This window comes from Pseudonocardia adelaidensis (assembly GCF_039543345.1).
GTDB lineage: Bacteria > Actinomycetota > Actinomycetes > Mycobacteriales > Pseudonocardiaceae > Pseudonocardia > Pseudonocardia adelaidensis.
Map to the genome: position 1 here is coordinate 237043 of NZ_BAABJO010000006.1, position 12197 is coordinate 249239.

The 12197-nt window shown below is 74.1% G+C and carries 10 protein-coding genes; 2 read left to right on the top strand and 8 right to left on the bottom strand.

From position 1 onward, the window contains the following. Positions 1–11 precede the first annotated feature (11 nt). From egtD to egtA, 4 genes are read right to left on the bottom strand one after another with little or no spacing between them, the layout of a single operon-like run. Positions 12–980 carry an L-histidine N(alpha)-methyltransferase gene (gene egtD / locus ABEA81_RS10275; protein ID WP_345604671.1) on the bottom strand — a complete coding sequence of 323 codons (969 nt, stop codon included), beginning with the start codon at positions 978–980 and terminating at the stop codon, positions 12–14. Next, positions 977–1753 carry an ergothioneine biosynthesis protein EgtC gene (gene egtC, locus ABEA81_RS10280; RefSeq protein ID WP_345604673.1) on the bottom strand — a complete coding sequence of 259 codons (777 nt, stop codon included), beginning with the start codon at positions 1751–1753 and terminating at the stop codon, positions 977–979. The genes egtD and egtC overlap by 4 nt, the downstream gene beginning before the upstream one ends. Next, entirely contained in the window at positions 1753–3105 is a 1353-nt protein-coding gene (gene egtB, locus ABEA81_RS10285; protein WP_345604674.1) for an ergothioneine biosynthesis protein EgtB, read from the bottom strand. Before egtB ends, egtC begins: the two co-directional genes overlap by 1 nt. Then, positions 3102–4424, bottom strand: coding sequence for an ergothioneine biosynthesis glutamate--cysteine ligase EgtA (gene egtA, locus ABEA81_RS10290; RefSeq protein WP_345604675.1), 1323 nt, complete (start codon positions 4422–4424; stop codon positions 3102–3104). Before egtA ends, egtB begins: the two co-directional genes overlap by 4 nt. 139 nt (positions 4425–4563) lie before the next feature. On the opposite strand from egtA, the gene ABEA81_RS10295 reads away from it, so the two are divergent. Next, the gene (locus tag ABEA81_RS10295; RefSeq protein WP_345604677.1) at positions 4564–5133 is read left to right on the top strand and encodes a TetR/AcrR family transcriptional regulator; all 570 of its coding nucleotides are present in this window, start codon (positions 4564–4566) and stop codon (positions 5131–5133) included. Between the two features lie 93 nt (positions 5134–5226). Here the strand turns inward: ABEA81_RS10295 and ABEA81_RS10300 are convergent, their stop codons facing one another. Then, entirely contained in the window at positions 5227–7164 is a 1938-nt protein-coding gene (locus tag ABEA81_RS10300) for an ABC transporter ATP-binding protein (RefSeq protein ID WP_345604679.1), read from the bottom strand. Between the two features lie 114 nt (positions 7165–7278). Here ABEA81_RS10300 and ABEA81_RS10305 point away from each other — a divergent pair, with 114 nt between their 5' ends. After that, positions 7279–8823 carry an amidase gene (locus ABEA81_RS10305; protein ID WP_345604681.1) on the top strand — a complete coding sequence of 515 codons (1545 nt, stop codon included), beginning with the start codon at positions 7279–7281 and terminating at the stop codon, positions 8821–8823. Between the two features lie 362 nt (positions 8824–9185). Here the strand turns inward: ABEA81_RS10305 and ABEA81_RS10310 are convergent, their stop codons facing one another. The 3 genes from ABEA81_RS10310 to ABEA81_RS10320 form a co-directional block, all read right to left on the bottom strand. Further along, positions 9186–9989, bottom strand: a complete 804-nt coding sequence (locus tag ABEA81_RS10310; protein WP_345604683.1) for an enoyl-CoA hydratase/isomerase family protein — start codon at positions 9987–9989, stop codon at positions 9186–9188. Between the two features lie 37 nt (positions 9990–10026). Further along, complete coding sequence (locus ABEA81_RS10315; RefSeq protein ID WP_028932228.1) at positions 10027–10236, bottom strand: helix-turn-helix domain-containing protein; 210 nt, start codon at positions 10234–10236, stop codon at positions 10027–10029. A gap of 323 nt (positions 10237–10559) precedes the next feature. Next, entirely contained in the window at positions 10560–12182 is a 1623-nt protein-coding gene (locus ABEA81_RS10320) for an ABC-F family ATP-binding cassette domain-containing protein (protein WP_345604685.1), read from the bottom strand. Positions 12183–12197 lie beyond the last annotated feature (15 nt).

The following is a 12197-nucleotide window of genomic DNA, read 5'->3' on the forward strand; positions in this document are numbered from 1 at the left end:
CCGCCGGCGGCTCAGTCGGCGGCGGCGAGGGTGAGGGCCATCCGCTCCTGCTGGTCGGCCCAGCTGCCGACGACGGTGAACCCGGCGTCGGCCAGCATCGCGCGCAGCCCCGGCAACCGGAACTTGGCCGACACCTCCGTGCACATCTCCTCCCCCGCGGCGAACTCGACCGTGAGGTCGAGCGCCGCCACGGTGACCGTCATCGCCCGCCGTGCGACGAGGTGCATCTCGATCCACTCGTTCTCCGCGTCCCACACGGCCTCGTGGTCGAACGCGTCGACGTCGAAGTCGGCACCCAGCTCCCGGTTGAGCACGTGCAGCACGTTGCGGTTGAACTCGGCGGTGACGCCGGCCGCGTCGTCGTAGGCGGGCACGAGCACTGCCGGGTCGGCGACGAGACCGGTGCCGAGCAGGAACTGCTCCCCCGGCCGCAGCGCCGCCCGCAGCGCCCGCAGGAACCCCGCCCGCTCCGGCGGCAGCAGGTTGCCGATCGTGCCGCCGAGGAAGGCGACCATGCGGTGGCCCTCCGGAGGCAGCCGGTCCAGGTGCGCGGTGAAGTCGCCGACCACGCCGTGCAGCTCCAGGCCGGGGTAGTCGGCCGCCAGCTCCGACATCGCATCACGCAGCGCGGACGCGCTCACGTCCTGCGGCACGTACCGGCGCAGCGACCCGGTGCGGCGGAACGCGTCGAGCAGCAAGCGGGTCTTGGCCGAGGAACCGGAACCGAGCTCGACGATCGTGTCGGCGCCCGACGTGACCGCGATGGCGTCGGCGGTGCGCTCCAGCAGCGCGCGCTCCGTGCGCGTGGGGAAGTACTCGGGCAGCTCCGTGATCTTCTCGAAGAGCGCGCTGCCGCGCGCGTCGTAGAACCACTTCGGCGGCAGGTGTTTGGGCCGGGCCGTGAGGCCTGCGCGCGCGTCGGCGCGCAGGGCGGTGTCGGCGTCGGCGCCCGTGAGGTGGACGTCGAGCGGGGCGGTCATCGCACTCCTTGGATCGTCGGCGCGGGTGTGCCCACCAGCGGAACGCAGCAGTGGCCGCCGGGCCCGGCCGTGACGAGGTGGCGGTCGGGAACCGGGCACCAGCCCGGATCGCCGTCGAGCGGCTCGGAGGCGACCAGGGCGCTCCCGTCGTCGGTGCGGACGGAGAGGGCGTGGTACCAGGCCGTGGCCCAGATCCCGGTGCCGTCGGTGAGCAACAGGTTCAGCCGGGACCCGGGCGCCACGGCCACGACGTCGGCGACGACGCCGGCCAGCGCGTCACCCGGCTCGGTGCCCGCGCGCAGGCGGTGGCGCACCAGCGCCCAGAGCAGCGCGGCGTCGGTGGGGGCGTCGAGGGTGAGCAGGTCGGTGACGGGCAGCACGCCGGCGAGCCCCGCCATCGACTGCGGCCATCCCTGGACCACGCCGTTGTGGCTGAACAACCACCGCCCCTCCCCGAACGGCGCAGCGGCGGCCTCGGTGACCGGCATGCCCACCGTGGCCGACCGGACCGCAGCCAGCACCCCGCCGGAGCGGGTGGCCGCGGCGACCGAGGCGAACGAGGCGTCGGACCAGATCGGCAGGGCGCTGCGGTAACGCGCCGCCGGGCCACCGGGGTCGGGGTACCAGCCCGCACCGAAGCCGTCGGCGTTGATCGTGCCCCCGCCGCGCATGTCGGCGGGGGCGTAGCTCTGGTGCAGCAGCGAGTGCGGCACCTGGAGCACCAGGGACGCCGGCGTCACCGGCGGCCCGACGTACGCCAGGTGGCGGCACACTAGGCGACCCCGTCATCGGGCCGGGCGTCGCGCGCGCACCGGAAGCCGGAGAAGATCTGCCGGCGGATCGGGTGGTCCCAGTTGCGGAACGTGCCGCGGATCGCGGCGGGCGCGGTGCCGAACGAGCCGCCCCGCAACACCCGGTAGTCGCCCCCGAAGAACACCTGCGAGTACTCCGGGTACGGGAAGACCTCGAAGCCCGGGTACGGGTGCCAGCCCGAGCTCGTCCACTCCCAGACGTCGCCGATCAGCTGCTGCACACCCAGCGCGGAGGCACCGAGCGGGTGGGCACCCGCCGCGGCGGGCTGCAGGTGGCGCTGCCCGAGGTTGGCGTGGGCGGGCGTGGGGTCCTCGTCGCCCCACGGGAAGCGCCGCGAACGCCCGGTGGCCGGGTCGTACCGGGCGGCCTTCTCCCACTCCGCCTCGGTGGGCAGCCGCTTGCCCAGCCAGCGCGCGTACGCCTGCGCCTCGTGGAAGCAGACGTGCACGACCGGCTCGTCGGCCGGCACCGGCTCCACCACCCCGAACCGGCGCCGGTACCAGGTGCCCGCCCCCTTCGATCCGGAGTCGCGCTGCCAGAACTGCGGCGCGACCAGGCCTGCCGACACCCGGTGGGCCCAGCCCTCCTCGGTCCACCACCGCGGGTCGTCGTAGCCGCCGGCCTCGACGAACGCCATGTACTCGCCGTTCGTGACGGCCGCGGTGTCGATCACGAACGCCGGCACGTCGACGGGGTGGGCCGGCCGCTCGTTGTCCAGCGCCCACGGCTCGGTTGACGTGCCCATCGTGAACGGGCCGCCCGGCACCAGCACCTCACGGACCGCGGGCGGGCGCCCCGGGGGCGGCGGCGGCGTGTGCAGGACCGGCGCCCCGGCGCGTAGCTGGTGGGTGGCGAGCATCGTCTCGTCGTGCTGCTGCTCGTGCTGCACGATCATGCCGAACGCGAACCCGTGCTCGACGAGCCTGCGCCCGGTGAGCGGGCTGCGCTCCAGCGCGTCGAGCGCCTTGTCGCGGACCTCCGCGACGTAGGTGCGGGTCTCGGCCGGCGTGAGCAGCGGCAGGTCGACCCGGCTCGCGCGGTTGTGCTGGAACGCGTCGTAGAGCCCGTCGATCTCGGGGCGCAGCGGCTCGCGGCCGCCGACGTCGCGCACCAGCCACAGCTCCTCCTGGCTGCCGACGTGGGCGAGGTCCCAGACCAGCGGCGACATCAGCGGTGAGTGCTGGGCCACGAGGTCGGACTCGTCGACGGCGTCGGTGAGGGCGGTGCTGCGCGCCCGCGACTCGGCGAGCAGGTCGGCGACGCGGGTGCGCAGGTCCTCCGGTGTGAGTGCGGTGGCGGGGCTGGTGGTCATGGGATCGCTCCCTCCGGGACATCCGGATCGTCGGCGGGACATCGCCCGCGGAGTACCTGGTGCTCGTGCATGGCGGTGAGCTCGTCGGCCACCCACCGGGGGGCGCCGACGGCGGGCAGCCGGCGGATCGCCAGCTCGAACACCCTCGACGCGGCGCGGGCGAGCACGCGGTCGGCCAGACCGTGGCGGGCGCCCGAGGTCCACCGGCCGACCGCCGGGGCGCATTCCGCACGCACCTGGTCGATCGTGGCGGGGTCGGACAGCAGCCCCACCAGCACCGCGACCGGCAACGCCCAGCGCCGGCCCGGCTGGGCGTCGACGTAGCGCACCTCGAGGTGACCGTGCGGGCGCACCGGCGGGAAGAGGGTGGTGACGTGGTAGTCGAGATCGGCCGTGGTGGGGGGCTCCGGCAGGGCGCCGCGGACCCAGTCGGCGAAGGTGACGCCGCGCGGCACCGTCCACGCGCCGGGCCTGCGCACGGCCAGCACGGGCGTGTCGAGCACCCGGCGCGCCCACGCCGCTCTCGGGTCGGCACCGCTCACGGCGGCCGCGGGCGGCGGCGCGGTGCGGGCCGGGTCGGCACTCTGCCAGCACGCCCAGCGCGAGGACTTCCAGCCGGTGCGCCTGCCGTGCAGCGTGGGCGAGTTCGCGAACGCGGCGAGCAGCACCGGGCCCAGTGCGTGCAGCGCGGCCCACCGGGCACCGACATCGGTCGCCTCTCCCGCGTCGAGGCTGACCTGCACGGCCGCGGTGGAGCACATCGCGCTGCGGCCGAACGGCCCGCGGCGGTCGAAGGACTCCTCCATGGCCGCGTAGCGCGGCAGCTGCAGGATGCGGCGGGGCGGGCGGATCGCGTCGGTGGCGCGGGGCGAGGGGCGGAGCCCGGCGGCGGCGAGGCGCTCGTGCAGGACGGCCGCGTCGGCGATGACGGTCTGCAGGAGGGCGGTGAGGTCGGGGCTCGGGGGGCTGGCCAGTTCGACCTGACCGCCGGGTTCGACCGTGACGGTGGAACCGGAGGGAAGCGGCTGAGCGGGGGACGACGGGTGGATGCTGGGCGGGGCGTGCGGGCCGAGCGCGGTGGCGAGCTCCGCGGCCTCCGGCACCGAGCGCTGCTCGGGCGGGCGGTGCAGGAGCCACTCCAGCTCGACACCGAGCAGCCGCGGTGGCCCGTGCTTGAAGCACACCGACCCGACGTGGGTCTCGGCATCGGCGCAGTCGCGCAGCACCGATGGCCCCGGATCGGGGCGACCCGCCTCCGGACCCGGGCTCTGGTGCGGCACCGCCACCGTGCCGGTGATCATCCCGGCCTTTTCCGACATGCCCGCGACGCTACCCTCGGGCCCTGACATTTTCGGGTGACGAGACGATGACGTCCGACGCGACCTCGGACGCGACCTCCGGCGCCGACGTCCCTCCCAAGCCGTACGTACGGTCGGGGAGGCCGGTATCGTGGTCGGGGTGCCCAGGGTCAGCACCGACCAGCTCGCAGCACGGCGGCAGCAGATCCTCGACGGCGCCCGCAGCTGCTTCGCCCGCCACGGCTACGAAGGCGCCACCGTCCGGCGGCTGGAACAGGCCACGGGCCTGTCGCGGGGTGCCATCTTCCACCACTACCGCGACAAGGAAGCCCTGTTCCTGGCCCTCGCCGAACAGGACGCCGAGCGGATGGCCGACGTCGTGGCCGAGCAGGGCCTCGTCCAGGTGATGCGCGAGCTGCTGTCGTCGCCGCAACCCCTCGACACCGGCTGGACCGGCACCTTCCTCGAGGTCGCCCGCCGCGGTCGCACCGACCCCGGCTTCCGCGCCCGCTGGCGCGCGCACGCCGAGGCGCTCACCGCGGCCACCGAGCAGCGCCTCGCCCGCCAGGCCGCCGCCGGCATCCTGCGGGACGACGTCCCCGTCCCCGTGCTGGCGCGCTACCTGGAGCTGGTGCTCGAGGGCCTGGTGTCGCAGCTGGCGATGGGCCTGCGCGCCGACCACCTGGAGCGGGTCCTCGACGTGGTGGAGGGCTCGGTCCGGCGGAGGTGAACCGGCGCTCGTACACCAAGCCTGGTGCCGGCACAGCAACTGCAGTTCGTGTGCGGGCGCCATAGTTGGTGTGCGAGCGGGTGTTCCGCCGGGTCAGCCCACCAGGTGCTCCTCCCGGTGCCGGGCGGTGCATCCGGGGATCCCGCACTCGACGCCCTCCGGCCCGGGTTCGAGCGCGAACTGCGTGCGGTGCAGCGCGGCGTAACGCCCGTCGAGGGCCAGCAGCTCGTCGTGGGTGCCGCTCTCGACGATCCGGCCGTGTTCCAGCACCGCGATCCGGTCGGCGGCGCGCACCGTGGAGAGGCGGTGCGCGATGACGATCGCGGTGCGGCCGTCGAGGGCCTCGGCGAGGGCCTCCTGAACGGCCGCCTCGGACTCCGAGTCGAGGTGGGCGGTGGCCTCGTCGAGGATCACCACGCGGGGTCTGGCGAGCAGCAGCCGGGCGATCGTCAGGCGCTGGCGCTCCCCACCGGAGAGCCGGTAGCCGCGCTCCCCCACCACGGTGTCGAGGCCGTCGGGCAGGGTGTCGAGGAGGTCGCCGAGGCGGGCCCGGCGCAGCGCGTCGGCGATCTCGGCGTCGGTCGCCCCCGGCGCGGCGTAGCGCAGGTTGGCGCGGATCGTGTCGTGGAACAGGTGCCCGTCCTGCGTGACGACGCCGACGGCCCCGCGCAGCGACGCGAACGTCAGGTCCCGCACGTCGATGCCGGACAGCCGCACCGAGCCGGCGTCCACGTCGTAGAGCCGGGGGACGAGCGAGGCGAGCGTCGACTTGCCGGCACCGGAGGACCCCACGAGCGCCACCAGCTGCCCCGCGCCCACCTCGAGGTCGATGCCGTGCAGCACCTCCTCGCCGCCGCGGGTGTCGAGCACGGCGACCTCCTCGAGGGACGCGAGCGACACCTGCTCGGCGCTCGGGTAGGCGAACCGCACGCCGGAGAGGCGCACGTCGACGGGGCCGTCGGGCAGGGCGACGGCGCCGGGCCGCTCGGTGATCATCGGCTTCAGGTCGAGGACCTCGAAGACGCGCTCGAACGACACGAGCGCGGTCATCACGTCCACGCGCGCGTTCGCGAGCGCGGTCATCGGCGTGTACAGGCGGGTGAGCAGCAGCGCGAGCGTGACGACGGTGCCCGCTTCGATCCGGCCGGTGACGGCGAGCCAGCCGCCCAGCCCGTAGACGAGCGCCTGCGCGAGCGCCGACACCAGCGACAGCGCCGTGACGAACACCCGCGAGACCATCGCGGTGCGCACGCCGATGTCGCGGACGCGTTCGGCCCGCTCGCCGAACTCGCGCGCCTCCTCGTCCGGCCGGCCGAACAGTTTCACGAGCGTGGCGCCGGGCGCGGAGAACCGCTCGGTCATCTGGTTCCCCATGCCCGCGTTCAGGTCGGCGGCCTCCCGGCGCAGGTCGGCGATGCGGCGCCCGAAGCGGCGCGCGGGGATCACGAAGATCGGCAGCAGCACGAGCGCGAGCAGCGTGACCTGCCACGCGAGCGAGATCATCACGCCGAGCGCGAGCGCGAGCTGGATGGCGTTGCTCAGCACGGAGGCCAGCGTCGAGGTGATCGCCGACTGCGCACCGATCACGTCGTTGTTCAGCCTGCTCACCAGCGCACCGGTGCGGGTGCGGGTGAAGAACGCCACCGGCATCCGCTGCACGTGCTCGAACACGGCGCGGCGCAGGTCCACGATCACGCTCTCCCCGATGCGGGAGGAGAACCAGCGCGAGACCAGCCCGACGACGGCCTCCACGATCGCGAGCGCCGCGATCCCCGCGGCCAGCCCGACCACCGTGGCCGCCGCGACCGACACCGCGCCGCCCCCGACGATCGCGTCCACCACCCGCCCGGCGAGCACGGGCGTGAGCACGCCCACGGTGGCCGACACGACCGTGAGCAGCAGGTACGCGAACAACCGGGCGCGGTGGGGGCGCGCGAACGCCCAGATCCGCGGGATCGTGCCCTTCTTGATCGATGCGGGCGCGTCCGCGGCGCGCACGACCCCGCGCAGCATCCCCATCGGCCGGTCCATCGCGGCCCCCCTCACTTACACCGTTGCAACCACCGTTCCAACACGACGAGGCCCTCCAGTACTCCCCGCCCGTACTACGGTCACGACACACCCCGCTCCCGAGGAGGCCCGGCCATGCCCCTTGACCCGCCCGACCGCGCCGCACTCCACGCCGCAGCCAAGCGCTACGGCCTCGGGCTCTCCGACGACGACATCGCCTCGTTCGGCCCGTTCGTCCACGGGCTGCTGTCGTCGTGGGACGTCGTCGAGCAGCTGTACGCGGCATCGGCGCCGGTGGCGCCCGAGCGCACGTGGCAGCGCCCGGCCGACGCCGAGAACCCCTACGGCGCCTGGTACGTCACCACCGACATCACCGAGGGCGGCCAGGGCCCGCTCGCGGGCCGCACCGTCGCGGTCAAGGACAACACCGCCGTGGCGGGCGTGCCGATGATGAACGGCTCGCCGTACCTGGAGGGCTACGTCCCGCTGCGCGATGCCACCGTCGTCACGCGGTTGCTCGCCGCGGGCGCCACCATCGCCGGCAAGGCGGTCTGCGAGGACCTCTGCTTCTCCGGCGGCTCCCACACCTCCCGCCCCGGGCCGGTGCGCAACCCGTGGGACGAGGCCCGCTCGGCGGGCGGCTCGTCCTCGGGCAGCGCCGCGCTGGTCGCGGGCGGCGTCGTGGACCTCGCCACCGGCGGCGACCAGGGCGGCTCGGTGCGCATCCCGTCCGCCTACAGCGGCACCGTCGGTCACAAGCCCACGTACGGCCTGGTCCCCTACACCGGGGCCTTCCCGATCGAGCAGACCATCGACCACGTCGGGCCGATCACCCGCACCGTGGCCGACGCGGCGCTCGTGCTGTCGGTCATCGCGGGCCCCGACGGCCTCGACCCCCGCCAGCCCCGCGACGTCGTGCCCGACGACTACGTGGGCGCCCTCGCCCGCGGCGCCGACGGCCTGCGGATCGGGGTGGTCGCCGAAGGCTTCGGCCACCCGAACTCCGAGCCCGAGGTGGACGACGCGGTGCGCGCGGGCGTCGACGTCCTGCGCAGCGCGGGCCTCACCGCGGAGGAGATCTCGATCCCGTGGCACGCGCACGGCGCGCGCATCTGGGACGTCATCGCCACCGAGGGCGCGATGAACCAGATGGTCGACGGCAACGGGTACGGCATGAACTGGGAGGGTCTCTACGACCCCGAGGTGATCGAGCACTACGGCCGCCGGTGGCGCGCCGACGGCAGCGAGTTCTCCGAGACCGTGCAGCTCGTGCTGCTGACCGGCGGCTACGCCGTCGAGCGCGGGCACGGCCGGTACTACGCCATGGCCCGCAACCTCGCACCCCGGCTCCGCGCCGCCTACGACGAGGCGCTCGACCGCTACGACGTGCTCGTCATGCCCACGCTCCCGCTGCGCGCCACCGTGCGGCCTGCGCCCGGCGCACCGCGTGAGGAGGTGATCCCGCGGGGGCTGGAGATGATCGCCAACACCTGCGTCACCGACGTCACGGGCCACCCGGCCTGCTCGGTGCCCGCAGGCGTCGCGGGTGGCCTGCCGGTCGGGATGATGATCATCGGGAAGCACTTCGCCGACGCGACGGTGCTCCGCGTCGCCCACACGTTCGAGCAGGCGGTCGGCGGATTCCCGGCGCCCCCGCGACTGGCCGAGGCCAGTTCCTGACCCGGCGGACGGCGGCCCGACCCGCCGCCGTGGCGGTGATCAAGGGCGAATGGTCGTTCTGCGGGGCGACCAAGGGCACACGGTCGCTCCCGGTGATCGTTTGACCACCATGTCCCCGTGATCGCCGGTTCGGTGCGCGTGCGGCAGCCCGGACAACGGGTCGGATCCGCCCGTTCTCGCACCGAACCATCGATCATGCCGCGAGACCGGCCTCCGGTTGCGCCGCGCACCCACCCGGGCAGGCCGACCTGCACGGGAGGGCCGCAGCGGCTCGCCGGTCACGGATCGCGAGTCGATCTCCAACGGCGACATCAGCCCGTGGCCGACCGAGCGGAATGCCGTTCCGCTGAACAGGGGCGTGACTAGCCCTCGCCCGCCGCCAGCGAGCGGACCCGGCGCAGCTGGGCCGCCCGCTCGGCGGCGAGGGCCCGGGCCGGGTCGGCTCCCTCGGCCACGCCGCAGAGCAGGGCGAGGGTCTCCGCCGCGGCCTTCGGCGGCGCGCCGAGCAGGGAGGCGACGCCCGCGTCGACGGCGGCGTCGAGCTCCGCGCGGGGCACGGCGCGCAGCGCGAGGCCGATGGCGACCGCCTCGTCGGCGCCGACCCGACGGCCCGACAGGCAGATCTCGACGGCGCGCGAGTAACCGACGGCGTGCACGAGCGGGTAGGTGCCGCCGAGGTCCGGGACGATGCCCAGGGTGGTCTCGGCCATGCAGAACTGCACGTCGTCCGCGACCACGCGCAGGTCGCACGCGAGCGCCAGCTGGAAGCCCGCGCCGATGGCATGCCCCTGCACCGCCGCGATGGTGACGCGGGTGGGGTCGCGCAGCCACGAGAAGCCCGCCTGGAAGGCGGCGATCGTGGTGTCGGCCTCCTCGTCCGCCAGGCCGGCGATGCCCGCGAGGCCCGGCTGCCCGTCGACCTCGGTGGCGGTGAAGAACTTCCGGTCCAGGCCCGCGGAGAACGCGCGGCCCTCGCCGCGCACCACCACGGCACGGACATCGTCGGGAAGCGACTCCCCGATCGCCCGGAGCGCCTCCCACGTGTACGGGGTCTGCGCGTTCAACACGCCGGGGCGCGCGAGCGTGATCGTGGCCCGCGGACCGTCGACGTCGAGCGTGAGCCCGCCGCGCTGAAGGAGCTCCGGGTCGATCGCCGCCGTAGTCATGGCGGCAGGTTACCCCGGGGTAGGAGGCGGCTCGCGCCTACTTCTTCTTGGTGCGCGTGGCCCCACCGCGGCCCCGCAGGGTGACGCCCGTCTCCGACAGCACGCGGTGGACGAAGCCGTAGGACCTGCCGGTCTGCTCGGCGAGCGCGCGGATGCTGGCGCCCTTCTCGTACTTCTTCTTCAGGTCGGTGGCGAGCTTGTCGCGCTGGGTGCCGGTGATACGAGCACCCTTCTTCAGGTCGGCCATGACACCTGATCTCCTTCACCCACCTGCGACTGCAGGCAGATCGTTTCCGGCTCCCCCCGGTGCGGCAATGATCGTCCACGGAAGTACCCGGTGCCAGGAGATCCACTCAATGATCGGCGAACGGTTGGGCCGAATGGATCACGCGTACGGGTGATCATTGTCGCCTGCCGAACGTCCGGATGTCACCCCGTCGCCACCTGAACGTCACTCCGGAAGGGGAGCGCGGGGTCCGCGGAAGCCCGCCGCCCCCGCAGACCCCGGCCCGGCCGCACCCCGATCGGGTGGCGGGGCGGGGGCCGCGCAGGCCGGGATAAATCGCCCGATCAGGCCAACTGCACGAGCTCCAGGTAGTCCGCCGACCAGTGGTCCTCCGTGCCGTCGGGCAGCACGATGACCTTGTCCGGGGCCAGCGCCTCCACCGCGCCGGGGTCGTGCGTGACGAGCACGACCGCCCCGGAGAAGCGACGGAGCGCGTCCAACACCTGCTCGCGGCTGGCCGGGTCGAGGTTGTTGGTCGGCTCGTCGAGCAGCAGCACGTTGGCCGCGCTGGAGACCAGCCCGGCGAGTGCGAGCCGGGTGCGCTCGCCGCCGGACAGGGTGCCGGCCGGCTGCGACAGCTGCTCCCCGGAGAACATGAACGCCCCGAGCAGCGTGCGCAGCTGCTGCTCCGGGGTGTCCGGCGAGGCGTGCCGGACGTTCTCCCAGACCGAGGCCTCCATGTCGAGCGTGTCGTGTTCCTGCGCGAAGTAGCCGGTGCGCAGGCCGTGGCCGGGCACGACCTTGCCCGAGTCGGCGGTCTCGGTGCCGGCGAGCAGCCGCAGGAGCGTGGTCTTGCCGGCACCGTTGAGGCCCAGCACCACGACCTTCGTGCCCCGGTCGACGGCGAGGTCGACGCCGGTGAACACCTCGAGCGACCCGAACGACTTCGACAGGCCCTCGGCGGTGAGCGGGGTGCGCCCGCACGGCGCCGGGTCGGGGAAGCGGATCTTCGCGACGCGGTCGGCCTGCCGCTCGGGCTCCAGCCCCGCGAGCAGCTGGTCGGCGCGGCGGGCCATGTTCTTCGCCGCCACCGCCTTGGTGGCCTTCGCGCCCATCTTCGCCGCCTGCATGTGCAGCGCGGCGGCCTTCTTCTCGGCATTGGCGCGCTCGCGGCGGCGGCGCTTCTCATCGGTGGCCCGCGCCTCCTGGTACCGGCGCCAGTCCATGTTGTAGACGTCGACCTCACCGCGCGTGGCGTCGAGGAACCACACCTTGTTGACGACGTCGGCAAGCAGCTCGGTGTCGTGGCTGATCACGACGAGGCCACCCTCGTGGGAGGACAGGAACGAGCGCAGCCACGTGATCGAGTCCGCGTCGAGGTGGTTGGTGGGCTCGTCCAGCAGCAGCGTGGTGGCGCTCTGGCTGCCGCCGTCGGAGGCGGCGAAGAGGATGCGGGCGAGCTCGACCCGGCGGCGCTGACCGCCCGACAGGGTGGCCATCGGCTGGCCGAGCACGCGCTCGGGCAGCCCGAGGTGGGTGCAGATCCGCGCGGCGTCGCTCTCGGCCGCGTACCCGCCCAGCGCCGAGAACCGCTCCTCGAGACGCCCGTACTCGCGCACCGCCTTGGCGTTCTCGGCGCCGTCGACGAGCTCGGCCATCGCTGTCTGCGCCTTCTCCATCTTGCGCAGCAGCACGTCGAGCCCGCGGGCGGAGAGCACGCGGTCGTTGGCCGTGACGGACAGGTCGCCCTCGCGCGGGTCCTGCGGCAGGTAGCCGACGGGGCCGGTGGAGGTGACGGCGCCGCCGTACGGCTCGCCCTCGCCCGCGAGCACCCGCATCGAGGTGGTCTTGCCGGCGCCGTTGCGGCCGACGAGGCCGATGCGGTCGCCGGGTTGCACGCGCAGCGTGGCACCGGACAGCAGGATCCGGGACCCGGCGCGCAGTTCGAGGTCGGAAGCAGTGATCACGTGAAGGACTCCAGT